Raw genomic sequence first — 26,120 nt, forward strand, 5'->3', positions numbered from 1 at the left:
ACCATGAGCGAGACGCGGTCCCGGCAGGTCGTGATTGCCGGGGCTGGAATCGCCGGGCTGACGGCGGCGATTGCCTTCGCCGAGCGCGGCTACCCCGTAAAAGTGTTCGAACAGGCCAAGCGCATCGAAGCGGCGGGCGCCGGCATCCAGCTCTCTCCAAACGCGACGCGCATTCTGCGCCAGCTTGGGGTTCTCGACACGCTTCTTGCCAATGCCGTCAAGCCGGAAGCCGTGGTGCTGAAGGACGCCGCGAGCCTGCGCCAACTGGCACGCGTGCCGCTTGGCGGCGCCGGTGAGGAACGCTGGGGCGCGCCCTATCTCGTGGCGCACCGGGCGGATCTGCAAGACGCCCTGATGGCGCGCGTCGCGCAAATGCCCGACATCCAGCTCACCACCGGCGCGCAGGTCAGCAGCGTGGCCTCCGGTTCAGTCGGTATCACCATGACAGACGGGGTCGGTCGCAAGATCATCGATACCGAAGGATCTCTGCTGGTCGGTGCCGATGGCGTCTGGTCAGCGGTGCGCAGGTTTGGCGTAACGTCCGCCCAAAGCAGGTTTTCGGGCGAATTGGCATGGCGCACCACGATCTCGGCCGACAGCGCTGCCGGCAATGCGTTTGCGGCAATCGGTGCGGCCAATTGCGTCACCACCTTCCTTCATCCCGGCTTCCACATGGTCGCTTACCCCGTCAGCAAGGGGGACGCGTTCAACCTTGTCGCTTTCACCAAAGGCGAGCGCATTGCCGAAGGCTGGTCAGGCCATGCCGATCCCAGCATCCTCGCCAGCGCCATGCGTGGCACGGCCGCAGGCCTTGCAAGACTGGTGGAATTGGCTGGCCCATGGCTGACCTGGCCACTCCATACAGTCGAACGGAAGCAGCCCTGGACCGTGCCACCCGGCATCGCGCTGATCGGCGACGCCGCACATGCGATGACCCCGTTCGCGGCACAAGGCGCTGCCATGGCGATAGAGGATGCCGCGACGCTGGCCACTTTGATCGCCGACTTCCCCGGCGGGCTGACGCAAAGCCTCACCATCTGGGAGAACCTGAGACGACCGCGCATCGAAAAGGTGCTGAAACGCGGCGCGCTCAACCGCCTCGCCTGGCACGCCGGGGGACCGGTGGCATTGGCGCGCAATCTGTTTCTGGCGACACGGCCGGGAGAGAAACTCGCGGCGGACTTGGACTGGCTTTATGGGTGGCGGCAGCAGCAGATCATCCGTCGCTGAAAGGAGCCCGCGGCAAAAGCTAATTGTACAGCCGCATCGACAACCCAAGCGACGCCGGCAGCGGGTTCCACCAGCCGGTGCGCAGGCCGGCGGTGCGCAGTGCCGCCGCCGTCCAGGTGTTGCAGCCCATCAGCGCGTTGAAACGGCCATTGGCCTCATAAAAGCGGTCGAAATTGGAGTAGGCGGCATTGTCGATGACGATCGGGCCGCTCGGTCCCTGCTGAAAACTCGCTTCGATGAAGTCGAGCAATGCGGCAAAATGGTCCTTGTCCACGTCGAAGCCGGCGACATCGGGATGCGGCTCGGAGATATCGCCGGCCACGTCGACATGCATCACCGAAGCGTCGAGTGTCAGAGCCTTGAATACGGGCAGCGCCTTCACTTGCGACCATGTCGGCGTTTCAAGGTAGAAGGCCCGCCCACCCCAGCCGAAGACAAGGTAGTGCACTTCGGGTGCGTCCGAAGGCAAGCCGGCATAGGCCAGGAAACGGAAGCGCCGGCGCACCTCATCGTCCACCGGAATGGCGATGTCGGTGTGGATCGCGTTCTTTAGTACCAATATGCGCCGCGTGCCCTCACCCGCGGCGGCCGCCGGCCAGAGCGGCCGCGGCACCAGCGTGCCGAGCGCCACGGCGAGCACCACTGCTGCAACCAGCATGACCAGGAAACGCAGGAGTTTTTTCATCGGTGCGGCTTCGCGGTTTCGTCGCGGCTCAATGAAGGCGACCATTATCCGATCGGCCAGACGCAAAAAACCCGGCCGTGGCACGGCCGGGCTTTCTCGAATCGGCGCCAGTCCGCTCAGTGCAGGATCTGCGACAGGAACAGTTTCGTGCGCTCATGGCGCGGATGATCGAAGAACTCAGCCGGCGTGTTCTGCTCGACGATCTGGCCCTGATCCATGAAGATCACCCGGTTGGCAACTTTCCGCGCAAAGCCCATCTCGTGGGTGACGCACAGCATGGTCATGCCTTCCTCGGCGAGGCCCACCATGGTCTCCAGCACTTCCTTGATCATTTCGGGATCGAGTGCCGAGGTCGGCTCGTCGAACAGCATGATGCGCGGGTTCATGCACAGCGAGCGGGCGATAGCCACGCGCTGCTGCTGACCGCCGGAAAGCTGGCCCGGATATTTGTTGGCCTGCTCGGGGATCTTGACGCGCTTGAGGAAATGCATGGCGATTTCCTCGGCCTGTTTTTTCGGCGTCTTGCGCACCCAGATCGGCGCCAGCGTGCAGTTCTCCAAGATGGTCAGATGCGGGAACAGGTTGAAGTGCTGGAACACCATGCCGACCTCGCGGCGCACCTCGTCGATCTTCTTCAGATCGTTGGTCAGTTCCTTGCCGTCGACGATGATCTTGCCCTTCTGGTGCTCCTCCAGCCGGTTGATGCAGCGTATCATCGTCGACTTGCCCGACCCCGAAGGGCCGCAGATGACAATGCGTTCGCCGCGCATCACCTTCAGATTGATGTCCTTGAGCACATGGAACTCGCCATACCATTTGTGCATGGCGACGATGTCGATGGCGACATCGGTGGTGGAAATATGCATCTTGGCGGCGTCGACCTTGATCTCTTCCGCGCCGACGGCGTTTTCGGTGGCCATGGCTGGGGTCCCCTTGCTTTTTTGTTTAGCGTTTGTAGCCGGTGTCGAGCCGGCGTTCCGTGTACATTGAATAGCGCGACATGCCGAAGCAGAACATCCAGAAGATGAAGGCCGCGAAGACCAGGCCGGATTTCGCGGTCTGCGCCGTCGCCCAATTGGCATCGGAGAAGTTCTGCTTGACGATGCCGAGCAGGTCGAACATCGAGATGATGAGAACCAGGCTGGTGTCCTTGAACATGCCGATGAAAGTGTTGACGATGCCGGGGATGACCAGCTTCAGCGCCTGCGGCAGCACGATCAGCCCCATCTTCTGCCAGTAGCCGAGGCCGAGCGAATCGGCGCCTTCATACTGGCCCTTCGGGATCGCCTGAAGGCCGCCGCGCACGACTTCGGCCATGTAGGCGGCCGCGAAAAGCGACACGCCGATGAGCGCCCTCAGATACTTGTCGAAGGTGACGCCGGCCGGCAGGAACAGCGGCAGCATGACGCTGACGAAAAACAGGACGGTAATCAGAGGTATGCCGCGTACGGCTTCGATGAAGATGATGCACAGCATCTTGACGATCGGCATCTTGGAGCGCCGCCCGAGCGCCAGCACGGTGCCCAGCGGCAATGACACGGCGATACCGACGAAGGACAGGCTCAGCGTGATCAGCAGACCGCCCCAGCGGGAGGTTTCGACATGCGGCAGGCCGAACATGCCGCCAACCAGAAGGAAGAAGGCAACGATCGGCAGCATCAGGAAGAGCAGGATCGCGTTCAGCCCCTTGCGCGGTACACGCGGTATCAGCATCGGCACCAGCAGTGCCGCGAACAGGATGGCGACCAGTATCGGCCGCCAGCGCTCCTCAATCGGATAGGTGCCGAACATGAACTGACCGAATTTGGCATTGACGAAAGCCCAGCAGGCGCCGCTCCAGCCGTCGGGCTGAATGCCGCCTTGCGCGACGGTCGCGCAGACCGTGCGGTCCGGCCCGGTCCACTGGGCGGAGAGGAAGGCCCAGTTGATGACCTGCGGCAGAATCATTGCCACGATGACAACGCCGAGGATCGTCAGGATGGTGTCCCCGGTGGTCGCGATCAGATTCTTGCGCACCCAGGCGACCGGCCCTCGTTCGCTCGTCGGCGCCCGCTCGGCCAACGCCATCTCGGTGCGCACCCAGGACAGATCGTGTTCCTGCATGGCCTTACCTTTCCACCAGCGCCATTCTGGCGTTGACCACGTTCATGACCGCCGAGGTCACCAGGCTGAGTATGAGGTAGGCGACCATCATGATCAGCACGCCCTCGACCGCCTGTCCGGTCTGGTTCAGAACCGTGCCGGCGGTCGCTGTCAGGTCCGGATAGCCTATTGCGATCGCCAGCGACGAGTTCTTGGTCAGGTTGAGATATTGGCTGGTCAGCGGGGGGATGACGATGCGCATGGCCTGCGGCACCACGACCAGCCGCAGGATTGACCCGGACCGTAGGCCAAGTGCGGCGGCCGCCTCGGTCTGGCCCTTGCTGACGCCCCTGATGCCGGCACGCACGATCTCGGCGATAAAGGCCGCCGTATAACAGGACAGAGCCAGATAGAGCGAAAGGAATTCCGGCTTGACCTGAAAACCGCCGGTCAGGTTGAACGTCGATTGTTTCGGAAAATCGAAGGTCACCGGAAAGCCGCTGAGCGCATAAGCGAGCAGTGGCAGGCCGACGATCAATCCCACGGAGGTCCAGAACACCGGAAATTGCTGGCCGGTCGTCAACTGCCGTTGACGTGCCCTGTGGGCAACGAACCACGCCATGGCGAGCGCGACGACGAGCGCAACCAGGATCAGCCAGGAGCCGTCGCCCCAGATCGCGCTCGGAAAATAGAAGCCGCGCTGGTTGAGGAAGGAGCCGAAGGGCAGATGATAGGAGTCGCGCGGTGCAGGCAGCACGGCGAGCACGCCCGAATACCAGAAGAAGATGACCAGCAGCGGCGGGATATTGCGGAAGATCTCGACATAGACCGTGCAGATCTTCTGGATAAGCCAGTTCTGCGACAGCCGGCCAATCCCAACGACAAAGCCGATGATGGTGGCGGTGATGATGCCGGCGACCGCGACGATGATGGTGTTGATGAGGCCGACGATGATCGCGCGGCCATATGTCGAGTCCGACGTGTAGGCAATGGGCGTCTGGCTGATGTCAAAGCCCGCGCGACCCTTCAGGAAGGCGAAGCCGGACGCAATGTGCAGGCGCTGCAGATTATCGATGACGTTGTTTACGACCCACCAGATGGAGCCGAACAGAAGGATAACCACAAGCGTCTGAAACAAGAGGCTGCGTATTCTCGGGTCATTGATGAAAGAGCCGCGGTTCGGCTCTTCGCTCAGAATTTCCTGCGAAGCCATGGACCATCCCCTGGAAAGAGAAACCGGGAGGCAAACGATTTGCCTCCCGGATCACGTTTCGATCAGCGGATCGGCGGACCATATTGCAGGCCGCCCTTGGTCCACAGCGCGTTGATGCCTCGCGCGATCTTGAGCGGGCTGCCGGAGCCGACATTGCGCTCGAACATTTCGCCGTAGTTGCCGACGGCCTTGATGATATTGACGACCCAGTCGTTGGAGAGGCCAAGATCAGACCCGTACTTGCCGTCGGGCTCGGTGCCCAGCATGCGCTGGATGTTCGGGTCGTTCGAGGTCTTCATCTCGTCGACGTTCGCCTGGGTGACGCCGGCCTCCTCGGCGTTGAGCAGCGCGAAGTACGTCCACCGTACGACATGGGCCCACTGGTCATCGCCCTGGCGCACGGCCGGGCCGAGCGGCTCCTTGGAGATGATCTCGGGCAGCACGACATGATCAGCTGGCGAAGCCAGCGTCAGGCGGATGCCGTAGAGGCCGGACTGGTCGGTGGTGTAGACGTCGCAACGGCCGGAGTCATAGGCTGCGTTCACTTCTTCGAGCTTCTCGAAGACGACGGGGTTGTACTCCATCTTGTTCTTCTTGAAGTAGTCGGCGAGGTTGAGCTCGGTCGTCGTGCCGCTCTGCACGCAGACGGCGGCGCCTGAAAGCTGCAGTGCGGAGTTCACGCCCGGCAGCTTCTTGGCGTTGATCATGAAGCCCTGGCCGTCATAGTAGGTGACGCCGACGAAATCCAAGCCGAGCGCGCTGTCGCGGTTACTGGTCCAGGTGGTGTTGCGCGACAGGAGATCGATCTCGCCGGACTGCAGCGCGGTGAAGCGCTCCTTGGCGCTGAGCGGCGTAAACTTGACCTTGGAGCCGTCGCCGAAGACCGCGGCCGCCACGGCGCGGCAGAAATCCGCGTCCAAGCCTTTCCAGTCGCCCTTGTCGTCCGGCGCGGAGAAGCCGGCCAGACCGGTCGAGACGCCGCACTGGATGAAGCCCTTCGCCTTGACGGTGTCTAGCGTGCCGGCCGACGCGGCCGACGCCATCAATCCGAGCGTGGCGGCGCCAAGAATGCCGATAGCAATATGTTTCATGACCCACAGACCCTTTTCTGTTTTTTCAGGCAAACCCTGATCTTTTTTCCCTTGTGAACGCAGCTCCCAGCCCGGCCCATTCCCGAAACCCCGCATCGCAAACCGACGCACCGCCTCCCATTCACGAATAGCATCGAAGGCGATAATTCCCGTGAGGTCAAGGAAAATGACCGAATTCCAACGGGTTTGAAAATCGATTGCCTGAAATGCCTGAATTGCAGACAGACGCGCCCGCGATTTAGTCAGAAGCGCGAATTAATTCGGCGAAGCTCATTTGACGCAGATGTGAGCCGGCGCCGCGAATCCATGCCAGTTACAATAGCTGGCTACAGTAGTTGGCCGGCGGCGAGAGAGCTTCCGACAAGTACTGCCGCATGCCATGGCCAGATGCAGGATCAACGCCGGCGATGTCTTCCGGACGCGGAAATTGGCATATCCGAAGTCCATTCCTGGCGGACAGGGGGCTGTTGCACGGCCCACGACGCCGCACTATGGCTAGCGCCTTATCAAACAAGGCGACCAAGAATGGCGAAAGACGGCAGCGAGCAGGGTTCCGGCAAGATGGGCATCAACACGCGGCTTGCCCATTCGGGCAACAACCCGCACGACTATTTCGGCTTCGTCAATCCGCCCGTGGTGCATGCCTCGACCGTGCTGTTCCCCAATGCCGCCGCGATGGCCGCACGCAACCAGAAATACACCTACGGCACGCGCGGCACACCGACGACCGATGCCCTTGCACAGGCGATCGATGCGCTGGAAGGATCCGCCGGCACGATCGTGGTGCCATCGGGCCTGGCGGCGGTGACCATTCCGCTGCTCGCCTTCGTTTCGGCGGGCGATCATCTGCTGATCGTCGATTCCGTCTATCACCCCACGAGAAACTTCGCCGACACGATGCTGAAGCGGTTGGGCGTCGAGGTCGAGTATTATGCGCCCAATGTCGGCGCCGGCATCGCGGCGTTGATCAAGCCGAACACCAAAGTGGTGTTCACCGAATCGCCGGCCTCCAACACGTTCGAGGTGCAGGATATTCCGGCGATCGCCAAGGCCGCGCATGCGGCCGGCGCCATCGTGATGATGGACAACACCTGGGCGACGCCGCTCTATTTCCGGCCGCTCGACCATGGCGTCGACATCTCGATCCACGCGGCGACGAAATATCCGGCCGGACATTCGGACGTGCTGCTCGGCACGGTTTCGGCCACTGAGGCCTGCTGGAAGCAGCTCTACGAGAGCTTTTGCACGCTTGGCTGCTGTGCGGGACCCGACGATGTCTATCAGGTGCTGCGCGGCCTGCGCACCATGGGCGTGCGGCTCGAGCATCATCAGCGCAGCGCACTTGCCATCGCCTCGTGGCTCGAAGGCCAGAAGGGCGTGGCGCGCGTGCTCCACCCTGCCCTTCCCAGCCATCCGGATCACGATCTCTGGAAACGCGACTTCTGCGGTTCGAGCGGCATCTTTTCCATCGTGCTTGCCGGCGGCGACCAGAAGGAGCAGCACGCTTTCCTGGACGCCCTGCAGATCTTCGGTCTCGGCTACTCCTGGGGCGGCTATGAGAGCCTTGCGGTACCGGTCTGGCTTGGCGACCGAGTTGTCGCGAAAGGCCCTTATGAAGGTCCGTTGATCCGCTTGCAGATCGGCCTCGAGGATGTCGACGACTTGAAGGCCGACATCCTGCGCGGGCTTGCGGCGGCGGCGCGCACGGGATGACGTCAAACAGAGTCGGCAAAGGGCCGCAGGCCCTTGACGCTGATGACAAAGCGCGAGCCGCTGCCAGCACCCCGGCGAAAGCCGGCACGCAATATTATTCTCCGGCGTCATGACTTTACGGATTTGTTTGACTTTCAAATCGGCGAATTCGGCTGCATTGCGTGTCGCACGCATTCTCGACAGACCCATTCCTCGCAAAGTTCCCCATGACCTTTCGTCTTTTCGTCCCCATCCTCGCCGGCGCGACGCTGCGTGAACGCATCCTGGCCTGTATCGGCGCCACGATCGGCATCGCGCTGACCGGCGTGATCAGCGGGCTGGCGATGGGCGGCGGCCCGCATGTGGCCCTGCTGGTGGCGCCGATGGGCGCATCCGCGGTGCTTCTGTTTGCCGTACCCGCGAGCCCGTTGGCGCAGCCATGGTCGATCATCGGCGGCAATTCCATATCGGCGCTGGTCGGTGTGACCGTCGCACATTTCGTCCATGATCCGGTGATGGCCTCGGGCCTCGCGGTGGCGTTGGCCATCGCCGCGATGTCGTTCACGCGCTGCCTGCATCCGCCGGGGGGCGCCGCCGCGCTGACGGCTGTACTCGGTGGGCCGGCCGTCATCAGCGCGGGCTTCCTGTTCCCGTTCGTGCCGGTGGCCTTGAATTCGACCATACTGGTGGCGCTGGGCTTGCTTTTCCACAAGCTGGCGCGGCGCAATTACCCGCATGTCGCCGCACCGGCCGCCAACAGCCATGGTACCGCCGATCCACCGGCTCAGCAGCGCGCCGGTTTCCGGCCCGAGGATATCGATGCGGCGCTGACGGCGCTCGACGAGACCTTCGATGTCGACCGCGACGACCTCGAACGACTGCTGCGACAGGTCGAATTGCAGGCCATGGTGCGGTCGCACCGGACGCTGCTGTGCGAGGACATCATGTCGCGCGACGTGGTCTCGGTGCCCGAGCAAGCCACCGCCGACGAGGCACGCCGGCAACTGCTCGATCACAATATCCGCACCTTGCCGGTTGTCGATGCGGATGCCCGGCTGGTTGGCGCCGTCGGCTTGCGCGAACTGACGAAAGCCGTCGATACGGTGAAGGGCGTGATGGCAAAAGCCGGCACCGCCTCGCCCGCGACGCCGGCGATGAGCCTGCTTCCGGCGCTGACCGACGGCCGCAGCCATGCCGTGGTCATCGTCGACGGCGAGCGGCGCATTCTCGGCCTGATCACACAGACCGACCTGCTGGCGGCAGTCGCACGCATACAGACGGCAGGCAAGGAATTGGCGGCTTAACTATTCGTGGCGTGCTGTGACAGACGGTTCCTTTCGGGGCATGTTGAACCATCGTAGTCCCAACCATATCAAAGCAGCCAGGCGGGCTGGCGCGAGGCTTGGGCTGCGTGATGCCGGAATGGAGAACCGCTTGGTCCGGTTGCTTTCAGGGCGCAAGCCGCTGCGTTCGTCCTAGAGGCCCAACGCCAGCCAGGCAGTGCCGACCACGAGCGTGATCAGCGTCAGCGGCAGACCGACCTTGAAGAAGGCGCCGAAAGACAACTGTGTGCCCGCGGCCTTGGATTGTTCGGCGACGATCAGGTTGGCGACCGAGCCGAGCAAGGTGAAGTTGCCGGCGAGCGTGGAACTCATGGCCACCACCAGCCAGGCGCGCTCGGGGTTCTCCAGGCCGGATATGAATGGCCTGAGCGCCAGCACGGCCGGAACATTGCTCATGACGTTGGACAACACGGCGGTGAAACCCGACAGCCTCCAGACATCGTCGAGCCCGATGTTCTTGGCCGAGGCGATGATATCTGATGTCAGCAGCGTCCTTTCGGCACCGGCAACAACCACGAACAGACCGGCGAACATGAACAGCAGCGGTCCGTCGATCTCGCGGTAGATGCGCGATGGCTTGATGCCGCGGGTGAGCAGCAGAATGGCGCCGCCGATCAATGCTGCCTTGGCAACGGGAACACCCGCGAAGAAAGCAATGGCCAGCCCGATACAGACGACCACCGCCTTCAGCACCTGGCCGCGATGCATGCGGCCGCGCGCGACATGCGGCGTCAACTCGGCGGTGCGGGTGAATTCGGCCCCGTAGACGATGCGCACAATGATGATGACCGCGACGAGGCCAAACAGGGCGACCGGCGCGAGCGCCGCCGAAAAGGCCGGATAGGAAATCCCCGACAGCGCGCCGATGACCATGTTCTGGGGATTGCCGGTGATGGTGGCGACGCTGCCGCAGTTCGAAGCGGTGGCGGTGGCGATCAGATAGGGGATCGGGTCGCGGTTGATGACGCGGGTGACGTGGACGACGATCGGCGCCATGACCAGGCAGATGGCGTCGTTGACCAGGAAGGCCGACAGCACGCCGGTCAAGAGCGTCACCATCACCAGGAGCATGAACGGCGCATGTGCATGCTCGATGGCGATTGCGCCGAGACCGCGAAAGGCACCCGACACCTTCAAATGCGCCACCACGATCATCATGCCGAGCAGAAGCGTGATGGTGTCGAAATTGATGGCGCGATAGGCGTCTTCCATGCTGAGTGCGCCAATGGCGATCATCGCCGCGCCGCCAAGCAGCGCAATGCCTGCCCGGTCGAGACGCAAGCCAGGTATGCGCCCGATGGCTACTCCGGCATAGGTGAGGACCAGGATCAGCAGTGCCGCCGCGCCCATCAATGTCATCGGTAGAAGCCCTGCCCGATCTGTCTGCGCACCGATGACGGCCGCCCCGCGATTCACGTGATGTAAGTTTTAGCGCGATGTCGGGATTGATGCCAAACGGCTACGTGGATTGTCCGAGAGTATCTGAAGGCAGATGGCGCCGCTAACGCCGATAGAAATCCAACCGCTGTTGCAGCGCCTGCGGCGAAAACAGTTGCTCGACGGTTTGCCGCGCCTTGCGGCCGACAGTCGCCCGCAGCGCCGGATCGGCTTCAAGCTCGGCCAGTATGCGTGCCGCCTGTTGCGTCGTTTCGAACAGGAAGCCGTTTTCACCATGCCTGATATGGTCGGCATAGCCGCCATGCGAATGGCATACGACGGGCAAACCGCAGGCCATCGCCTCGAATACCACGCGGCCGAACGTCTCCACATGCGAGCCGGTGCGATAGTAGAAGACGTCGAGCGTCGGCAGAAACTGTTCGGCGGCAAATTCACCCTGCGGCAGGAGTTCGAGTTGCGGATGCGGTGCGAGGCCGCCCTTGAGCGGCATGCCGCCTTGGATCCGCACCGCTACGCCATCGGCAAGCAATGCCTCATAGAGTTCCACATCGTCGGCGTGATGCTTGTCCGCCGTGTCGCGGCTCAGCCGTCCTACCGTGAACGGACCGTTTGGCCTTGCCGGCCGTGGCGAGAAGCACTCGATATCGATCGGCGAGGCATGGACGACGCCTTCGACCTGCAGCATGCGCCTCTGAAAGTCCGAGATCAGCACCAGTTCGGCACCGGGCCAACCCAGCAAGCGCGGCCTGCGCGTCGTCAGCGCGATGATCTTGGGATGAAAGGTGTTGAAGACATAGATCAGCCGGCGCGGCCGCGGGATCAGATAAGGCCATATCTTGTTGCGCCAATGCGCACCAAGAAAGACATAGGTGCCGCCATCCGGCACGTTGCGTGTTGCCGTCGAGACGCGGCGTATCGGAAACTCGCGCATCAGGTCTTCGGATACGCGTGACGAGGTTGCCCAGAGGCACACCTGCGAGTCGGCGCTCAACAGCCGGTACAAGTCCAGGGTTTCGCGCTCACTGCCGCCAAACGGGTTCTGAAAGCCGTTGAATAAATGGATCATGATCGCGGTGCTTACTGGGCTCTACCCCGGGGCGTTTCGCCATTGAGGTGCTTACTGGGATCTACCCCTGGGCGTTTCGCCATTCAATTGCCTGCATCCAAGGGCCGTGCCGTACCCGCGAACCGCACGATCGAGGGACTTAAGAGGCAGGACTATTTTTGGCGACGTTCCATACTTGCCCGGAGGAAGCATACAGACAAGCAAGCGTCAAGGAAGCGGTCAGTGTCCGCTCGCTGCCGAGGCTGCCGTCAGTGCACGGTGGCGATGCTGGGTGGGGACACCAGGGAGGCTTCCGACGGATCGAAGCTGACCTGATCGCGTCCATTCGATTTCGCGGCATAAAGCCGCCTGTCGGCGGCGGCGAATATTGCCTCGTAGGTCGTCGGCCCGCTGAAGCTGGTGCCGCCGATGCTGACGGAAAGCGGGCAAGAGCGGCCCCCAGGGGAAAAGTCCATTTCGCGTATCCGTCGGCGGATCCCCTCGGCAACCAGCCAGGATTGCGAGGGGTCGACACCGGGAAGAAACACGCCGAACTCCTCGCCGCCGATCCGGCCGACGATATCGCCGCCGCGCAGTTGGCCCTTGATCGCCTGCGCGATCAGTTTGAGCGCCTGGTCGCCGCAATCATGGCCGAGGCGGTCGTTGATCGACTTGAAGTGGTCGGCATCGATGATCAGCAGCGCGCCGGAACGGGTCTCGTCCCGCTTGCGGGTCTGCTCGAGATAGGCCTCGACCAGCATCGAGAAGGCGCCGCGGTTCAGCACCGCCGTCAGGCTGTCCGTCGCGGCGATGACGCTGAGGTCGCGCTGGGCTATCGCCAGTTGGCGGATCTTCCACATCAGGAAAAACAGGAACGAGCCACCCAGCACCAAAGGCAGCAGAAGGTCGGTCAGCTGCGCGCGCCAGACCGCCTCGGGCGAAAGATAGGGGAAATTGAACGAATCGACGAAAAACGCCACGGCAATGCAGAATGCCGTGCCGGCGGCGGTGACGGCGATCACCCTGCCCCAGCTGGTCGGCGACAGGTCCAGCTTCATCCCTTCCACTCCGTTAGCCGTCCCTACTATGACGTGCCAACGCAAACAAAATGATAAGACTTTCCTTTCAATTCGAGATCGGATGACTGGGAGACAAGATGACGTAGCCGAGAGCGGGGCACGAACGCCCAATAGGCGGCCGTGCCCCGGTTGTGGCAAATTTACTCACCGCATTTCGGTGCGGGAGAATTTCCGAAGTCAGCGGCTGGGCGCCGGCCCAACCCGTTCGGCGACGAAGGACGCCGCGATCAGGTCGTCGGCATCCAGTTGCAAGGAACCGTCGCCAGTTCCCATGATGGCGGCGACCTTATGGAAAATTTTCATCTCTTGGCCAGAAATTTCGGCATCGTGCATTCGCGCCCTGAGTTCGGCGATACGCCGCCCCAAGGCAGGGGACGTTCCAATCTCACGTTTCGACATAACCTGGTTTCTCCTCCCCCAACCCGCGCTTGTGTTGCCCCACCCCGCCGGTCCCCATCGCATTATATGAGGACCCGCGAATACAAGCCCCCGAACGCATGGTTTTGGCCGAAGTTCCAACCGGGCAGATCACGAAATAATTCCAGGGCCGCCGCGCGAACGGACCTGAGGCTCCCGTTCCAGGCTTTCGCCGCACGGCGTTGCGACACTGGCAGCCGAGGGTGAGGAATGGCTGACCCGTGAGGTCATGCGGCGTAAGCCATTGAAATTATGGCGATCCCGACAGGATTCGAACCTGTGACCATCGGCTTAGAAGGCCGGTGCTCTATCCAGCTGAGCTACGGGACCGCTGGCCGGCCAACGGGCCGGCTGAAATACTTGGCACTGGCCGCCGATCAATGCGTCCAGGGTGTCCTGCGGTCATAGCGGAAATTCTCCGCATAGGAAATCTGGCGGCGCTTGGTCTCTTTCGGTTCCTCGACACGGAAGGCAAGCCCTTCCTTTTCGGCGTAGGCGACCGCTTCTTCGCGCGTGTCGAAGGTAAGCCTGATCTGGCTTCTCATGTCTCCCGACGTGGTGTAGCCCATCAGCGGGTCGATCTTCTTGCGCATCTCAGGATCGAATTCCAGCACCCAATGGCCGGTCTTGGCCTTGCCGGACTGCATCGCGGTTTTGGCTGGGCTGAAAATGCGCGCGGACATGGCCACCTCTTTGTTGTGCAAGGCGGCATCGCCGCCTCTAGGCCGTCATTACTGCGCATTGGCACCGGCGGCAAGGTTTTTGCACTTGCCATGTAACACCGAAATGAATAGGCAACAGACCGTTCGGAGTGTAGCGCAGGCTGGTAGCGCATCTGGTTTGGGACCAGAGGGTCGGGAGTTCGAATCTCTCCACTCCGACCATTTCTCTTCAAAGTGCGATACCGATGGCACCGAAGGGCTTAGGCCCGCACCGGGGTTTCACCATTTCCGGCTCGCTTCCCTCGCCATTGCCGGCTTAAACTCCGGCAAACGGGGGTTTGCGGTGTTTGGGATCGATGCATGGGTATCGCTGTTCGGGCCGGCCTATTTTGCCTATGCGGGCGTGGCGATTCCGTTCATGGCGGCGTGGGCAATCGCCTGTGCGGCGCTGGCGATGTGGAACAATCGAGAGAGCCGCAGGCAAGCCAAGCTGGTTCCGGGCATGGCCGCTTCCCGTTCCTGGCCTGCCAGCATCGGGATGTTCGTGCTGGTCGCGGCCTGTTATATCGCGGCGCATTCCGCCGTCTACCTGTTGGTCCGGCATTTCGTCAGAATGTGGCTGTGATTGGCCGCAAGCTCATTGGCTGACAGTGCCATTTCCCGGCGAGCGGTATTCAAGGAAGGCAAGCTCGCCGGGCGAGAACCCCAACCGCCTCATCCCGGCGAGCCTACAACCTGATTTGGAACGCAATCAGGACCGGGGTCAGCCGGCAAGCTCACGCAGCAAGACCGGTGCCAGTCTTGTTTCCCAAAACGGGACTCGGGTCGAGACGGAGAAGCGCTGGAACACTGAAGCCATCAAATCTCGAATTCGCCCTGCCCCTCGTCCATGGCGCTCACGACCTCGGCGGCCAGCGCCCTTGTGATCGGCATCTTGCGCTCCAGCGCGGTGCGATCCAGGCGCTCCACCACACGCATCGCGGTTGCCAGCGAACGCTCGATGCGCCGCACCAGATACTGCACGACATGCGGCTCGACCTCAACCTGCCGGTCGGCGAACAGCTTGGTGATGACGCCGGCGAGCAAGAGATCGTCGGGCTCGTGGATCTCGACGGTTGCCGCCGCCTTCAGCCGCGAGGCAAGATCGGGCAGCTTGACGCCCCAGGCCGACGGAAAGCGCCGCGCCGTCAAAAGCAGCGTCGAGCCGGCGCCGCGCACGGCATTGATCAAATGAAACAGGCCTTGCTCATCGACCACGCCGTTATCGATATCGTCGATCAGCGCCGGCCGCGCGCCGAGATTGGCGATGGTGTCACCCATGCGCCCGGCGTCGACGGCCAGCGCATTGGCGCGGGCACGCCAGATCGAGGCCAGATGCGTTTTGCCCGAACCAGCCGGGCCCGCGAGCACCACCACTGGTGCTGGCCAATCCGGCCAGCGGTCGACCAGCGCGGCCGCCTGGTTGTTGGTGCCGGAGACGACCAGCTCGTCGCGCGAGTAACCGGTGCCGTGGCCGAGATCGAGCGGCAGTTGGCGCGGCGGATCTGTTCGCTGGGCGGTCACGTCAGCGACGCGGTTGCGTGCGATGGCCGCCACCGCGATCGGCCGGCAATGGCGGCGCTGATTCTGTTGCATGGCCCTTGTAGAGCGGCGATTCCAGATAGCGGGCGATGGCAAACCGCACCAGGACGGCCACCGCCGCGGATGCCGGAACGGCAATCAAAAGCCCGACAAAACCGAACAGCGCGCCGAAGGCGAACAGCGCGAACATGAGCCACACCGGATGCAGACCGACGCTTTTGCCGACCAGCCTGGGCTGCAGGATGTTGCCTTCGATGAACTGGCCGATGAAGAAGACCACGGCAACGGCGACGATCATCGTCCAGTCCGGCCAGAACTGGACGAAGGCAACGCCGACGGCCAGCACCAGCCCGGTCAATGAGCCGACATAGGGGATGAAGGAGATCAGCCCGGCGAACAGTCCGATGAGGATGGCGAAGTTCAGCCCCGTCAGCGTCAGGCCGGTGGCATACATGGCGGCCAGCACAAGGCAGAGCGTGCCCTGCCCGCGCACGAAGCCGGCGGTCGCGGTGTTGATATCGCGCGCGATGGCGCGCACCGTCGCCACGTTGTCGCGCGGCACCCAGCTGTCGATGACCGCCACCATGCGATCCCAGTCGAGCAGCATGTAGAAGGCAACCACGGGCGTCACCACGAACAGGCTGATCACCGAGACCAGCGCCACGCCCGAACTCCAGATCGAGGTGAAAACCGTGGTGAGCAGGCCGAAGCCCGAGGTCAGCAGCGAGTTCAACCCGTCGCGCAGACCATTGGCGTTGACGCCGAATTTCTGTTCCAGCCATTTCGGATCAAAGGAGGTGATCAGGCCTTGCAGCCGGGTCAGGTATTCCGGCAGCTTGCCGGCGAAATCGGCCATCTGCGTCGCCAGCACCGGAATGAGGATGACGAAGGCCAGCACCAGCACGATCAGGAAGGCGACGAGGATGACCACCGTCGCCATGAAGCGGCTGAGGCCGAGCCGCTGCAGCCGGTCGGCGACCGGATCGAGAAAATAGGCAAGCACCATGCCGGCGACGAAGGGCAGCAGGATGGCGCTGAAGACATAAAGAAAAAGCGCCAGGATCGCGGCACCCGCCAGCCAGAAGAAGATCTGCCGTCGGAACGTGGCCGACGCCTCGGCCTCCGCCGCTGTCTCGCCGGCCGGCACGACCACTACCATCTGGTCGTCGACGGTCTTGTCCCGCGCCATCGTTTTGCGGGCGGCCGGCTTGCGGGCAGCCTTGCTGTCGTTGGGCTTGTCAGCCCGGTTTACCGCCTTCGCCATAGCCGCTCATATGCCTCAGCCAAGCCACGAGATAGGCCGCGGCCGAAGCCACGGTCAAGACCCAGGACAGCAATATGAGGTTGGGCCGCAGAGGGTCGAGATGGACGGCAAAGGCGAGTTCACCCAGCACAACCGCCGCCAGCACGATCTGTATGGCAGTATTGGCCTTCGACACCAGAAACGGTTTTATCTCGACCGGATGGCCGATCACCGTGGACAACAGGACCGCGCACACGATCAGCGCGTCGCGCGACACCATGGTGACGACCAGCCACAGCGGCAATTGCCCGATGAAGCCCATGACGATGAACACTGAAACCAAAAGCAGCTTGTCGGCGATCGGATCGAGATAGGCGCCGAACTTGGACTGCTGGTTGAAGCGGCGCGCGATGAAACCGTCGACGCCGTCGGAAACGCCGGCAACGACGAAGCCGGCAAAAGCCCATTCCCAACGCGCCTGCAACATGGCCAATACCACGGCAGGCACCAGCACAAAGCGCAGGATGGTGATCAGGTTGGGGATGGTCAACGCATTGTCCCGCCGTATTATGCCTCGAGATAGATGAGGGAGATGGAAGGCCGAGGCAAGGGAGAAGCAGGATGGGCCAGCAGCAGACGCAGCGTGCGATGCCCCGGCTATCCACGCTTTTGTCAACCAAACGGCGCCCGGTTCGGCCGTTATCCTTGCGGACCGAAACCGTTCATGCGAAGAGCCCGCAAACGAGCAGGAACATTGCGATGAGCAAGCGCGAAACCGGCCAGCATAAAACGGGCCAGAACAAAACGGCCAAGCGCAGAAACGGGCTCACCTATGCCGAGGCCGGCGTCGACATCGATGCCGGCAATCTCATGGTGGAGAAGATCAAGCCGCTGGTGCGCGCGACGCGCCGGCCAGGCGCGGATGGCGAGATCGGCGGCTTCGGCGGCCTGTTCGATCTCAAGGCGGCCGGTTTCACCGATCCGGTGCTGGTCGCCGCCAATGACGGCGTCGGTACCAAACTCAAGATCGCCATCGAAGCGGGAAAACACGACACTATCGGCATCGACCTCGTCGCCATGTGCGTCAACGACATCGTCGTGCAGGGCGCGGAGCCGTTGTTCTTCCTCGACTATTTCGCCACCGGCAAACTCGATCCCGACCAGGGCGCCGCGATCGTCGGCGGCATCGCGCAGGGTTGCCGGCAGGCCGGCTGCGCGCTGATCGGCGGCGAGACCGCCGAAATGCCCGGCATGTATCACGGCAAGGACTTTGACCTTGCCGGCTTTGCGGTGGGCGCGGCCGAACGCGGGCAGCTTTTGCCGACCGACGACATCGTCGAGGGCGACGTGCTGCTCGGCCTTGCCTCCTCCGGCGTTCATTCCAACGGTTTTTCCCTGGTGCGCCGCATCGTTGCCGCCAGCGGCCTGGCGTGGAGCGATCCGGCGCCGTTCAACGACGAGGCAACGCTGGCCGAGGCGCTGCTCGAGCCGACCCGCATCTATGTGAAATCGCTCCTCAAGGCGATCCGCAACACGCATGGCATCAAGGCGCTGGCGCACATCACCGGCGGCGGCTTCCCGGAAAACATCCCGCGCGTGCTGCCCAAGGATTTCTCGGCCGAGCTCGATCTCGAAGCCATCGACGTGCCGCCCGTGTTCTCCTGGCTGGCCAAGACCGGCGGCGTGGCGCCGGAAGAGATGATGCGCACCTTCAACTGCGGCATCGGCATGATTTTGGCTGTCGCTTCGGGCCAGGCGGCGCAGGTCGCCGCAGTGCTGCAGGAGGCCGGCGAGACGGTGACGCCGATCGGCCGCATCGTGCCGCGCCGCGACGCCGGCGTCATCTATCGTGGCTCGATCGGCCTATGAGCGCGCGGAGGAAACGCACAGTCGTTCTGATTTCGGGGCGCGGCTCCAACATGACCGCGCTGATCGCGGCGGCCAGCGACCCGGCCTTCCCGGCCGAGATCGTCGGCGTCATCTCCGACAAGGCGGACGCCGCCGGCCTCGTCATCGCCAGGGCACGCGGCATCGCCACACAGGTCATTTCCCGCGCCAACCACGGCAGCAAGCAGGCGCATGACGCGGCGATCGACGCGGCACTCGCGGCCTTCAACGCCGAGATCGTGGCGCTGGCCGGCTATATGCGCATCCTGACCCCCGGCTTTGTCCAGAAATGGCAGGGCCGCATGATCAACATCCACCCTGCCCTGCTGCCGGCCTTCAAAGGCCTCGATACCCATGCCCGCGCGCTGGCCGCCGGCATCCGCATCCATGGCTGCACGGTGCATTTCGTGACATCCGAGATGGATGACGGCCCGATTATCGCCCAGGCGGCAGTGCCGGTGATGGTCGGCGACAATGCCGATACGCTGGCCGCCCGGGTGCTGAAGGCCGAGCATCGGCTCTATCCGCTGGCGCTGGGGCTGGTGGCCGAAGGCAAGGCGCGCATGGAGGCGAGCCGCGCCGTGCTTGCCCACTTCGCCGACGATGCCGACAACGGCACCTCGGTGGTGATGGCGCCCGACCCGCTGCGTGAGGAAGCCGATCTCGAGCATCTGGCGCGGATCACGCCCTAACCTTGAGGTTGGTAGCAAATATTGCTACTTTCCAATCAAGGAGACAGGTTCAATGACGACAGTCGAGAAAGTCAGCGTAGCGCTTTCTCCTGAATTGCTGGAGATGGTCAAAGATGCCGTCGGCAGCGGTCGCTATGGATCGGCAAGTGAAGTGATCCGCGAGGCGCTCCGCGAGTGGCGCCTGCGCGAGCCGCTTCGCGAAGCCGAAGTGGAGCGATTGCGCAAGGCTTGGACGGAGGGGCTGGAGAGCGGTCCATTTTCTGCTTTTGATGTCGAGGACATCAAGCGGAAGGCCCGCGGCCGGCTCGTTTAAGCCGCCAAGAAATAGCCTGTGGCAAGAATGCCGATCATCCGCAGCCCGGCGGCGGAAAATGATCTTGTCGATATCTGGCTTGCCATCGCCGAGGGCAGCCCGCGTGCCGCAGACCATTTTCTGGATGCTATTGCCGAGCGCATCCTGGAGCTTGCTGCCTTTCCCGAATCTGGACCTCGCAGACCCGACATCGGCGTCGACGCCAGAGCATTGACCATTGGCAACTATCTAATCCTCTATCGCCCATCCGGAGGACAGATCGAAATCGTGCGCATCGTGCATGGTGCGCGCGACGTCTCGACGCTGCTTTAGGATCGAAGCCGTGAATGTCTTTGACAGCGCAATCCGACAAAAGGCGATCTTGCCGGTGTATTCGAGTACGAGACCGAAGGGCCACAAAACGCCACGGCCTATTTCTATCTGGGCGAAATCAAGGGCCAGGCGTTTGGACCGATCGTCGCCAGCATTCATATTCACTCAGGCGCGTGGGCGATCACCGAGGCAGATGTCGCCGTTAGGTGGGATCGGAACGAGCAATTTGTAGACCTGTTCATCTTCGGTACCTTGGCGGCGGCCTTTGATGCTACCACGGGCGCGAGGTATGGTGGGGACATGGCAAGGATTTCAATGCCGACATTTCCTAGTCCTGAGCAATGCCAATGAAACAGCTGCTCCTCTTACGCCACGCCAAATCGAGTTGGGACGATCCTGACCTCGATGATTTCGACCGGCCGCTCGATGAACGTGGGTTGACGGCAGCCCGATTGATCGGCCACGAGCTTGCCGCGCGCGGGTGGCTGGCGGACCTGGCATTGGTGTCGCCGGCGATGCGTGCCCGCGATACGTGGCGGCTGGTCGCCGCGGAACTGCCCGTGCATCCCCGGGTCGCGTTCGCCGAGGCGCTCTACGATGCTTCAGCGGCGGATATTCTAAGCGAGATACGCAAAGCAGACCCGTCGAGCGGCTGCCTGGTGGTTCTCGGCCACAATCCAGGGCTTGAGGACCTGGCAAAACAGCTTGCCGGACCGGGATCGGAGGCGAAGGCGCGCAAGAGGCTCGAGGAAAAGTTTCCGACAGCGGCTCTCGCGCGCTTCGTCCTTGAAGATGACTGGTCCGGCCTGACGTCCGCGCGGCTGACACATTGCCTGCGGCCGAAGGATCTGAGCTAGAAATCCGATATCTAGAGCGGTTCAGTGTTTGTTGGAATCGCCGAACCGCTCTAACCCTTTGTTTTCACGCAATTCCGGACGGAAAACCGCTACGCACTTTTCCTGGAATTGCTCTAGCGGGTACGGCAGGTCAGACCTGTCGCACCCTGACATCAGTTGCCCCAGATGCCCTGGCCGGGCTCCGGCCAGTCGGTTGCGGACTTCATCTTGGTGTCGGCGACCTTGTGGCCGGTCATATTCGTCTTGTTGTCGACGGCGCCGGTGACGGCGTGATCCACGCCGGCGACCGGGGCGACCGGCTGGTCGGCATTGTCGGAGCCATAGTGGTCGCTGCCGGCGAACGCACCTCCGGTTGCGATGAGGATAGCGGCGGCAGCGAGAGCAAGTCTGTTCATTTCAATCTCCTGGTTCATCCGTTGGGCGGCGTCTTGGGAGGACGGTTCCGCTGAGGAGAGGACCAGAAGCAGCCTGGGTTTATTCCTGAACGTGAGATTTTTTAGCCGCCGGCGGCGAAGATCGGCTGATATGACCAACGCCTTGGGCTCATCCAAAAAAACAAGAGCGGCGGGCCAGGCCCACCGCTCTTTGTCGTCACGCGATGCTCGAAGGGATTAGCGGCCCCAGATGCCCTGGCCCGACTGAGCCGGAACCTTGGCATTGGCGTCAGCCTGCGCCTTGTCCGTCTTCAGGATCGAACCGGTGCGGAGGGTGTCGACGTTGGAGGTCGACTGGGTGGCAACCGGCTGGTTGGCGTTGTTGGAGCCGTAGTTGTCGCTGCCGGCAAAAGCCGTGCCCGTGGCAACGAGGATAGCAGCAGCGGTAAGAGCGATCTTGGTCATTTATTTACTCCAGAATTTCTTTGTTCTGTCCGTCTAGTGGCGTGCCCTTGGGAGGATTTCGCGTCGCTCGGACCACCCCCAGATGGGAAAGGCCTTCTGGGATTACCAGTCGCACCGGCTTTGCAGTATTTCGTCATATTATGGACAATGCTATATTGCATTGCAGCATTTCACATCTGATTTATCAAACGTTTTCAGCCTATTAGCGTTGATCCCTCAGATGCAAACGTCGGCAGATCGGGGACTATTGTTCACCGATTGCGGTACAATCCGTCAACTAGAACCGAACCGTTCGGTTCGATTTATACCCTAAAACGGGCATCTGAGCCGGCGAAAAACCATCGCCGGCCGCGGCCAAGCCGCATTTGCCTTGTGTTGCAATCGATACTCATTTCGGGTCCCATTGGCGAACGGGATCGACGATCGAGCCCGAGTCGGCCCGTTGAGACCGAGAGCGGGCGGATGCTGGAACGGCAATAGACATGCGATTGCTGCTTGTGGAGGACAATCGCGAACTGGCGGACTGGCTGGGCAAGACCTTGCGCCAGGCGAACTACGTCGTCGACATCGTCCATGACGGCGAGGATGTCGAGCATGCGCTTGCCGCCGGCGACCACGCGCTTGTCATTCTCGATCTTGCGCTGCCTCGCATGGGCGGACTGGAAGTGCTGCGCATGCTGCGAACGCGTGGCAACCGGGTGCCGGTGATCGTACTGACCGCCAATGCCAGCCTCGATGGCCGGGTTAAAGGCCTCAACGAAGGCGCCGACGACTATCTGGCGAAGCCCTTCCAGATTGAAGAGCTCGAAGCACGCATCCGCGTCCAACTGCGCCGCGCCAATGACCGGAAGGCCCCCGTCGTTGCCTGCGGCGACCTCGTCTTCGACACCAACACCAGGCTGTTCTCGCTGAGCGGCGAGACACTCGCATTGACGCCGCGCGAACATGCCGTGCTCGAACAATTGATGATCAAGGCGGGACGCACGGTGAGCAAGGCCGCCTTGTCCGCGGCGATCTATGATTTCGAGACCGATGCCGATCCAAGCGCCATCGAGATCTATGTGCATCGTGTGCGCAAGAAGCTTGAAGGCTCGCGCGTCCAGATCACAACTTTGCGTGGTCTCGGCTATCTCTTGCGCCACGATGATCTGGCGTCATGAGGATTTGGCGCCATGAGGACTAACAGCCTGCGCCTGCAATTGCTGGCCTGGGTCGTGCTCCCCCTCGCCGGGCTTGCGACCATCAATCTGTGGACCAGCCAGCGCAACGCTCTGGCGACCGCCGATTTGGTCACCGACCGCATGCTGGTCGGATCGGCACGGATGATCGCCGAGCAGGTCACAATGACCGACGGAGTGATCAACGCCACGGTGCCGCCGGCAGCGCTCGAGATGTTCGACACCGGCGACCGCGACAGGGTCTACTACGGTGTCGAAGCCGCGGGGGGACGGCTGTTGACCGGCTATCCCGGGCTGCCCAACACGCCCGGACACCCCAGTATGGAAGCGACCTATCGCGACCAGGCGCTGCGGCTGCTGACCTTTACGCACGCGGTGGTCGGCGCCGGCGAAGACTCGCCGATATCGGTCACCGTCGGCGTCACGCTTTTCGGTCACGACGCGATGGTGCGGCGTCTCTGGTTCAGCGCCTTTACCCAGCAACTGGCGCTGGTGGCGATTGCCGGCGTCTTCGTGCTGCTCGGCCTTCGGCGAGGGTTGGCGCCACTCATCAGGCTGCGCGACGCGGTGCGTTCCCCGAAACGCAGCGAACTCGATCCCATCGAAGTCGCCGGTGCGCAGAGTGAAATCCGACCGCTGGTCGATGCACTCAACGCCTATATGGAACGGGTGCGGGCGCAGATGGCGGCGCAGCGCCGTTTCATCGCCAATGCCGCGCATCAACTGCGCACGCCGCTGGCGCTGTTGTCGACGCAAGCGAGCTACGCGCTACGCGAAACCGCTGTCGATGCACGCCGCGAAGCGCTTGTCGCCCTGCAGGCAAGCTCCGCCCGGTTGGCGCGGCTGGCCGAGCAGCTCCTGACCTTGTCGCGCGCTGAACCAGGCAGCCGGCGACCGCGCGCCGACCGCATCGACCTGACGCAAGCCGCACGCCAAGTGCTGGAAACCCATGCGCCGAGGGCCATCGATCGCAACATCGATCTCGGTCTCGATGAGACTGGCGCCGTACCGGTCATCGGCGACGGTACGATGCTGCGGGAGATGATCGTCAACCTCGTCGACAACGCGCTGCGCTACACACCGGCAGGCGGCACCGTCACCGTCAAGATCGCCGCCGCTGATGGCGAGGCCGTGCTGACGGTCACCGACGACGGGCCAGGCATACCCGCCGACGAGCGCGACCATGTCTTCGAGCGCTTCTACCGGCTGGCCGGCGCGACCGACGAAGGCAGCGGCCTCGGACTCGCCATCGTGCGCGAGGTGGTGGAAAATGCCAGCGGCCGCGTCACCCTTGCCGATAGCGCGGCCGGCGGCCTGATGGTCGAGGTGCGCCTGCCATTGGCTGGCGGCTAGAGCATGATGCCGAAAAGTGTCAAGCGGTTTTCGGACGACATCATGCTCTATCTCTTTGATTTAGAGACGGATTCAGATGTCAGGTCGATTCGACCTGACATCGTCCGGCTCTAAGGGTCCCGCCCGGTCCGATCTGCTCACTGCGTCTCGTGCAACGGCTGCGGACGCCATTTCGCCAGACGGTTCTCGACCATCGTCATCAGATATTCCGCTCCCAGCGCCACCACCATGATGATGACGATCGCGGCATACATGCCTGCGGCATCGAAGGAACCCTTGGCGATGTTGATCAAGAGCCCGATACCGTAACGTGAGCCGACGAACTCGCCGACGATGGCGCCGATGATGGCGAAGCCGAAGCTGACATGCAGGCTGGCGAAGATCCAGCTCATCGCCGACGGCACGATCACCGAGCGGGTCAGCTGCCAGTCGGAAGCGCCGAGGATACGGGCATTGGCGATCATCGCCCGGTCGGCCTCGCGCACGCCCTGGAAGGCGTTGTGGAAGACGACGAAGAACACCATGATGAAGGCCAGCGCCACTTTCGAAGCGAGGCCAAGGCCGAGGATCATGATGAAGATCGGTGCCAGCACCACGCGAGGGATGGAGTTGATCACCTTGATGTAGATGGAAAAGATGTCGGCGGCCATGCGGTTGCGGCCAAGCGCGACGCCGATGAGGATGCCGGCAACCGAGCCTGTGACGAAGCCGAGGACGGACTCCTCCATCGTGACATAGAGATGGTACCAGAGCGGCCCTTCGGACGTGCCTTCCGTCATCCACTCATAGAGCCTCTGCGCGATCGCGCTTGGCGTGGCGTAGAAGAACGGATCGATCCAGGCCTTGCGCCCGGCGATTTCCCAGGCGGCGAGGAAGACGATGAGGATGGCATACCGCCAGAAGATCACCGTGCGGCGGCGATGCTGCGCGGCCTTGGCGGCTGCGGCTTCTATTTCGGCGTCCGAGGTTCCCGGCCTGAAGCCTCCTGCCCTGATGTCGATGGCGGCATCGGTCATTGTATCCTCCCTCACGCGGCAGCGCGGGCATAGCTGGTCTCGACCTCTTCCTTGAGATCGGCCCAGATGGTGCGCGAATAGTCGATGAAGCTTTGCTCGTAACGGATGTCGGCGACGACGCGCGGGCGCGGCAGGTCGATCGTGTAGACCGACTTCACAGTCGCCGGCCCGGCGGTCAGCACGTAGACTTTGTCGGCCAGTGCTATTGCTTCCTCAAGGTCGTGGGTAACGAAAACGACCGAGGCCTTGGCTTCGGACCAAAGACGCAGCAGCTCCTCGTGCATGAGAACACGCGTCTGCACGTCGAGCGCGGAAAACGGCTCGTCCATCAGCAGAATCTCGGGGCCATTGATGAAGGTCTGCGCCAGTGCCACGCGCTTGCGCATGCCGCCGGAGAGCTGGTGCGGATAGTGATGTTCGAAGCGCGCCAGGCCGACGCGCGCAAGCCAGTCGCGCGCCGCCGCCATCGCTTCTGCCTTGGCCCTGCCACGGAAGAGCGGCCCGGCCATGACGTTCTCGATCACCGTGCGCCATGGAAACAGCGCGTCGCTTTGAAAGACGAAGCCGATGCGGGAATCGATGCCCTTGACGGGCGCGCCCATGACCCGGACCTCGCCCGCGCTTGGGCTCGCCAATCCGGTGACGAGGTTGAGGGTGGTGGACTTTCCGCAGCCGGTCGGGCCGACGACGGCGACGAATTCGCCCCGCTCTACGGTCATGGTGAATTCACGGATCGCGGTCAGCGACTTGCCGGTTGGTGACAGGAAGCGGCGGCTGACATTGATCAGCTCGATTGCCGGTGCGCTTTTTTCTTGTGCCATGCTGGGCTAACTCCGGGTTCGAACGAAGAACCGCCATCGGCCAGGGCCGCTGGACATGGAAAACCAGACGATTGCCGGCACGATGCGGTGC

Annotated in this window: 28 protein-coding genes and 2 tRNA genes; 12 read left to right on the forward strand and 18 right to left on the reverse strand. The window is 62.7% G+C overall.

Features of this window, described 5'->3' with window-relative positions; genetic code table 11:
• Positions 1–3 precede the first annotated feature (3 nt).
• The gene (locus LB536_RS05915; protein WP_224590456.1) at positions 4–1,230 is read left to right on the forward strand and encodes an FAD-dependent monooxygenase; all 1,227 of its coding nucleotides are present in this window, start codon (positions 4–6) and stop codon (positions 1,228–1,230) included.
• 19 nt (positions 1,231–1,249) lie between these two features.
• Here the strand turns inward: LB536_RS05915 and LB536_RS05920 are convergent, their stop codons facing one another.
• The 5 genes from LB536_RS05920 to LB536_RS05940 form a co-directional block, all read right to left on the reverse strand.
• Positions 1,250–1,915 carry a TIGR02117 family protein gene (locus LB536_RS05920; RefSeq protein WP_140755728.1) on the reverse strand — a complete coding sequence of 222 codons (666 nt, stop codon included), beginning with the start codon at positions 1,913–1,915 and terminating at the stop codon, positions 1,250–1,252.
• A gap of 116 nt (positions 1,916–2,031) precedes the next feature.
• A complete protein-coding gene (locus LB536_RS05925; protein ID WP_032919731.1) occupies positions 2,032–2,781 on the reverse strand; it encodes an amino acid ABC transporter ATP-binding protein in 750 nt (249 codons plus the stop codon).
• A gap of 79 nt (positions 2,782–2,860) precedes the next feature.
• The gene (locus LB536_RS05930; RefSeq protein WP_224590457.1) at positions 2,861–4,018 is read right to left on the reverse strand and encodes an amino acid ABC transporter permease; all 1,158 of its coding nucleotides are present in this window, start codon (positions 4,016–4,018) and stop codon (positions 2,861–2,863) included.
• A 4-nt stretch (positions 4,019–4,022) separates the two neighbouring features.
• Positions 4,023–5,210 carry an amino acid ABC transporter permease gene (locus LB536_RS05935; RefSeq protein ID WP_224590458.1) on the reverse strand — a complete coding sequence of 396 codons (1,188 nt, stop codon included), beginning with the start codon at positions 5,208–5,210 and terminating at the stop codon, positions 4,023–4,025.
• Between the two features lie 62 nt (positions 5,211–5,272).
• On the reverse strand, positions 5,273–6,301 hold the full coding sequence (locus LB536_RS05940) for an amino acid ABC transporter substrate-binding protein (RefSeq protein WP_140755736.1): 1,029 nt from the start codon (positions 6,299–6,301) through the stop codon (positions 5,273–5,275).
• Positions 6,302–6,826: 525 nt separating this feature from the next.
• Between LB536_RS05940 and LB536_RS05945 the strand changes: the two genes are divergently transcribed.
• Both LB536_RS05945 and LB536_RS05950 read left to right on the forward strand, forming a co-directional pair.
• Positions 6,827–8,014: a cystathionine beta-lyase gene (locus tag LB536_RS05945; protein ID WP_140808912.1), complete on the forward strand. Its 1,188-nt coding sequence runs from the start codon at positions 6,827–6,829 to the stop codon at positions 8,012–8,014.
• A gap of 206 nt (positions 8,015–8,220) precedes the next feature.
• Entirely contained in the window at positions 8,221–9,297 is a 1,077-nt protein-coding gene (locus tag LB536_RS05950; RefSeq protein ID WP_224590459.1) for an HPP family protein, read from the forward strand.
• Between the two features lie 171 nt (positions 9,298–9,468).
• Here the strand turns inward: LB536_RS05950 and LB536_RS05955 are convergent, their stop codons facing one another.
• From LB536_RS05955 to LB536_RS05980, 6 genes are all read right to left on the reverse strand, one after another.
• A complete protein-coding gene (locus LB536_RS05955) occupies positions 9,469–10,695 on the reverse strand; it encodes an anion transporter (protein WP_224590460.1) in 1,227 nt (408 codons plus the stop codon).
• A gap of 142 nt (positions 10,696–10,837) precedes the next feature.
• Positions 10,838–11,800 carry a glycosyltransferase family 4 protein gene (locus tag LB536_RS05960; RefSeq protein ID WP_224590461.1) on the reverse strand — a complete coding sequence of 321 codons (963 nt, stop codon included), beginning with the start codon at positions 11,798–11,800 and terminating at the stop codon, positions 10,838–10,840.
• A 248-nt stretch (positions 11,801–12,048) separates the two neighbouring features.
• Entirely contained in the window at positions 12,049–12,837 is a 789-nt protein-coding gene (locus tag LB536_RS05965; RefSeq protein WP_224590462.1) for a GGDEF domain-containing protein, read from the reverse strand.
• 198 nt (positions 12,838–13,035) lie between these two features.
• A complete protein-coding gene (locus tag LB536_RS05970; protein WP_224590463.1) occupies positions 13,036–13,257 on the reverse strand; it encodes a hypothetical protein in 222 nt (73 codons plus the stop codon).
• A 271-nt stretch (positions 13,258–13,528) separates the two neighbouring features.
• A tRNA-Arg gene (locus LB536_RS05975) sits at positions 13,529–13,605 on the reverse strand.
• A gap of 47 nt (positions 13,606–13,652) precedes the next feature.
• Positions 13,653–13,958: an ETC complex I subunit gene (locus tag LB536_RS05980; RefSeq protein ID WP_015318428.1), complete on the reverse strand. Its 306-nt coding sequence runs from the start codon at positions 13,956–13,958 to the stop codon at positions 13,653–13,655.
• 124 nt (positions 13,959–14,082) lie between these two features.
• Here LB536_RS05980 and LB536_RS05985 point away from each other — a divergent pair.
• A tRNA-Pro gene (locus tag LB536_RS05985) sits at positions 14,083–14,159 on the forward strand.
• Positions 14,160–14,280: 121 nt separating this feature from the next.
• Entirely contained in the window at positions 14,281–14,562 is a 282-nt protein-coding gene (locus LB536_RS05990) for a hypothetical protein (protein WP_140761893.1), read from the forward strand.
• A 233-nt stretch (positions 14,563–14,795) separates the two neighbouring features.
• On the opposite strand, the gene hdaA is transcribed toward LB536_RS05990, so the two are convergent.
• From hdaA to LB536_RS06005, 3 genes are all read right to left on the reverse strand, one after another.
• Positions 14,796–15,500, reverse strand: a complete 705-nt coding sequence (gene hdaA, locus LB536_RS05995) for a DnaA regulatory inactivator HdaA (RefSeq protein ID WP_224590628.1) — start codon at positions 15,498–15,500, stop codon at positions 14,796–14,798.
• Between the two features lies 1 nt (position 15,501).
• On the reverse strand, positions 15,502–16,677 hold the full coding sequence (locus tag LB536_RS06000; protein WP_224590629.1) for an AI-2E family transporter: 1,176 nt from the start codon (positions 16,675–16,677) through the stop codon (positions 15,502–15,504).
• Between the two features lie 79 nt (positions 16,678–16,756).
• Entirely contained in the window at positions 16,757–17,311 is a 555-nt protein-coding gene (locus tag LB536_RS06005; RefSeq protein WP_140761896.1) for a CDP-alcohol phosphatidyltransferase family protein, read from the reverse strand.
• 209 nt (positions 17,312–17,520) lie between these two features.
• On the opposite strand from LB536_RS06005, the gene purM reads away from it, so the two are divergent.
• From purM to LB536_RS06030, 5 genes are all read left to right on the forward strand, one after another.
• A complete protein-coding gene (gene purM, locus LB536_RS06010) occupies positions 17,521–18,630 on the forward strand; it encodes a phosphoribosylformylglycinamidine cyclo-ligase (RefSeq protein ID WP_224590464.1) in 1,110 nt (369 codons plus the stop codon).
• Positions 18,627–19,340 carry a phosphoribosylglycinamide formyltransferase gene (gene purN / locus LB536_RS06015; RefSeq protein WP_224590465.1) on the forward strand — a complete coding sequence of 238 codons (714 nt, stop codon included), beginning with the start codon at positions 18,627–18,629 and terminating at the stop codon, positions 19,338–19,340. The genes purM and purN overlap by 4 nt, the downstream gene beginning before the upstream one ends.
• A gap of 52 nt (positions 19,341–19,392) precedes the next feature.
• Positions 19,393–19,653, forward strand: coding sequence for a type II toxin-antitoxin system ParD family antitoxin (locus tag LB536_RS06020; protein WP_224590466.1), 261 nt, complete (start codon positions 19,393–19,395; stop codon positions 19,651–19,653).
• A 27-nt stretch (positions 19,654–19,680) separates the two neighbouring features.
• A complete protein-coding gene (locus tag LB536_RS06025) occupies positions 19,681–19,965 on the forward strand; it encodes a type II toxin-antitoxin system RelE/ParE family toxin (protein ID WP_224590467.1) in 285 nt (94 codons plus the stop codon).
• Positions 19,966–20,312: 347 nt separating this feature from the next.
• Complete coding sequence (locus LB536_RS06030; RefSeq protein WP_224590468.1) at positions 20,313–20,822, forward strand: SixA phosphatase family protein; 510 nt, start codon at positions 20,313–20,315, stop codon at positions 20,820–20,822.
• Between the two features lie 152 nt (positions 20,823–20,974).
• On the opposite strand, the gene LB536_RS06035 is transcribed toward LB536_RS06030, so the two are convergent.
• Positions 20,975–21,217 (reverse strand): DUF680 domain-containing protein, encoded by a 243-nt coding sequence (locus LB536_RS06035; RefSeq protein ID WP_224590469.1) that lies wholly within the window; start codon positions 21,215–21,217, stop codon positions 20,975–20,977.
• 216 nt (positions 21,218–21,433) lie between these two features.
• Entirely contained in the window at positions 21,434–21,661 is a 228-nt protein-coding gene (locus tag LB536_RS06040) for a DUF680 domain-containing protein (protein ID WP_140761921.1), read from the reverse strand.
• A gap of 482 nt (positions 21,662–22,143) precedes the next feature.
• Between LB536_RS06040 and LB536_RS06045 the strand changes: the two genes are divergently transcribed.
• Both LB536_RS06045 and LB536_RS06050 read left to right on the forward strand, forming a co-directional pair.
• Positions 22,144–22,821: a response regulator gene (locus tag LB536_RS06045; protein WP_140761924.1), complete on the forward strand. Its 678-nt coding sequence runs from the start codon at positions 22,144–22,146 to the stop codon at positions 22,819–22,821.
• A 12-nt stretch (positions 22,822–22,833) separates the two neighbouring features.
• Complete coding sequence (locus tag LB536_RS06050) at positions 22,834–24,192, forward strand: sensor histidine kinase (protein WP_224590470.1); 1,359 nt, start codon at positions 22,834–22,836, stop codon at positions 24,190–24,192.
• 137 nt (positions 24,193–24,329) lie between these two features.
• Here LB536_RS06050 and LB536_RS06055 read toward each other — a convergent pair whose 3' ends face one another.
• Together LB536_RS06055 and LB536_RS06060 are read right to left on the reverse strand one after the other, a co-directional pair.
• Positions 24,330–25,208, reverse strand: a complete 879-nt coding sequence (locus LB536_RS06055; protein ID WP_140761930.1) for an ABC transporter permease — start codon at positions 25,206–25,208, stop codon at positions 24,330–24,332.
• An 11-nt stretch (positions 25,209–25,219) separates the two neighbouring features.
• Positions 25,220–26,029 (reverse strand): ABC transporter ATP-binding protein, encoded by an 810-nt coding sequence (locus LB536_RS06060; protein WP_140761933.1) that lies wholly within the window; start codon positions 26,027–26,029, stop codon positions 25,220–25,222.
• Positions 26,030–26,120: the final 91 nt, after the last annotated feature.

Origin of the sequence: Mesorhizobium sp. ES1-3, assembly GCF_020164795.1 — a bacterium.
GTDB lineage: Bacteria > Pseudomonadota > Alphaproteobacteria > Rhizobiales > Rhizobiaceae > Mesorhizobium.

What these genes read in the sequence shown, in the direction of transcription:
- LB536_RS06040 (WP_140761921.1), bottom strand. Translation starts at nt 21,661, where the DNA reads ATGACCAAGATCGCTCTTACCGCTGCTGCTATCCTCGTTGCCACGGGC.
- LB536_RS06060 (WP_140761933.1), bottom strand. Translation starts at nt 26,029, where the DNA reads ATGGCACAAGAAAAAAGCGCACCGGCAATCGAGCTGATCAATGTCAGC.
- LB536_RS05960 (WP_224590461.1), bottom strand. Translation starts at nt 11,800, where the DNA reads ATGATCCATTTATTCAACGGCTTTCAGAACCCGTTTGGCGGCAGTGAG.
- LB536_RS06020 (WP_224590466.1), top strand. Translation starts at nt 19,393, where the DNA reads ATGACGACAGTCGAGAAAGTCAGCGTAGCGCTTTCTCCTGAATTGCTG.
- purN (WP_224590465.1), top strand. Translation starts at nt 18,627, where the DNA reads ATGAGCGCGCGGAGGAAACGCACAGTCGTTCTGATTTCGGGGCGCGGC.
- LB536_RS05930 (WP_224590457.1), bottom strand. Translation starts at nt 4,018, where the DNA reads ATGCAGGAACACGATCTGTCCTGGGTGCGCACCGAGATGGCGTTGGCC.
- LB536_RS06000 (WP_224590629.1), bottom strand. Translation starts at nt 16,677, where the DNA reads ATGGTAGTGGTCGTGCCGGCCGGCGAGACAGCGGCGGAGGCCGAGGCG.
- LB536_RS06050 (WP_224590470.1), top strand. Translation starts at nt 22,834, where the DNA reads ATGAGGACTAACAGCCTGCGCCTGCAATTGCTGGCCTGGGTCGTGCTC.
- LB536_RS05950 (WP_224590459.1), top strand. Translation starts at nt 8,221, where the DNA reads ATGACCTTTCGTCTTTTCGTCCCCATCCTCGCCGGCGCGACGCTGCGT.
- purM (WP_224590464.1), top strand. Translation starts at nt 17,521, where the DNA reads ATGAGCAAGCGCGAAACCGGCCAGCATAAAACGGGCCAGAACAAAACG.
- LB536_RS05980 (WP_015318428.1), bottom strand. Translation starts at nt 13,958, where the DNA reads ATGTCCGCGCGCATTTTCAGCCCAGCCAAAACCGCGATGCAGTCCGGC.
- LB536_RS05940 (WP_140755736.1), bottom strand. Translation starts at nt 6,301, where the DNA reads ATGAAACATATTGCTATCGGCATTCTTGGCGCCGCCACGCTCGGATTG.
- LB536_RS05925 (WP_032919731.1), bottom strand. Translation starts at nt 2,781, where the DNA reads ATGCATATTTCCACCACCGATGTCGCCATCGACATCGTCGCCATGCAC.
- LB536_RS05935 (WP_224590458.1), bottom strand. Translation starts at nt 5,210, where the DNA reads ATGGCTTCGCAGGAAATTCTGAGCGAAGAGCCGAACCGCGGCTCTTTC.
- LB536_RS05965 (WP_224590462.1), bottom strand. Translation starts at nt 12,837, where the DNA reads ATGAAGCTGGACCTGTCGCCGACCAGCTGGGGCAGGGTGATCGCCGTC.
- LB536_RS06045 (WP_140761924.1), top strand. Translation starts at nt 22,144, where the DNA reads ATGCGATTGCTGCTTGTGGAGGACAATCGCGAACTGGCGGACTGGCTG.
- LB536_RS05955 (WP_224590460.1), bottom strand. Translation starts at nt 10,695, where the DNA reads ATGACATTGATGGGCGCGGCGGCACTGCTGATCCTGGTCCTCACCTAT.
- LB536_RS05970 (WP_224590463.1), bottom strand. Translation starts at nt 13,257, where the DNA reads ATGTCGAAACGTGAGATTGGAACGTCCCCTGCCTTGGGGCGGCGTATC.
- LB536_RS06035 (WP_224590469.1), bottom strand. Translation starts at nt 21,217, where the DNA reads ATGAACAGACTTGCTCTCGCTGCCGCCGCTATCCTCATCGCAACCGGA.
- LB536_RS05945 (WP_140808912.1), top strand. Translation starts at nt 6,827, where the DNA reads ATGGCGAAAGACGGCAGCGAGCAGGGTTCCGGCAAGATGGGCATCAAC.
- LB536_RS06055 (WP_140761930.1), bottom strand. Translation starts at nt 25,208, where the DNA reads ATGACCGATGCCGCCATCGACATCAGGGCAGGAGGCTTCAGGCCGGGA.
- LB536_RS06025 (WP_224590467.1), top strand. Translation starts at nt 19,681, where the DNA reads ATGCCGATCATCCGCAGCCCGGCGGCGGAAAATGATCTTGTCGATATC.
- LB536_RS06030 (WP_224590468.1), top strand. Translation starts at nt 20,313, where the DNA reads ATGAAACAGCTGCTCCTCTTACGCCACGCCAAATCGAGTTGGGACGAT.
- LB536_RS05915 (WP_224590456.1), top strand. Translation starts at nt 4, where the DNA reads ATGAGCGAGACGCGGTCCCGGCAGGTCGTGATTGCCGGGGCTGGAATC.
- LB536_RS05920 (WP_140755728.1), bottom strand. Translation starts at nt 1,915, where the DNA reads ATGAAAAAACTCCTGCGTTTCCTGGTCATGCTGGTTGCAGCAGTGGTG.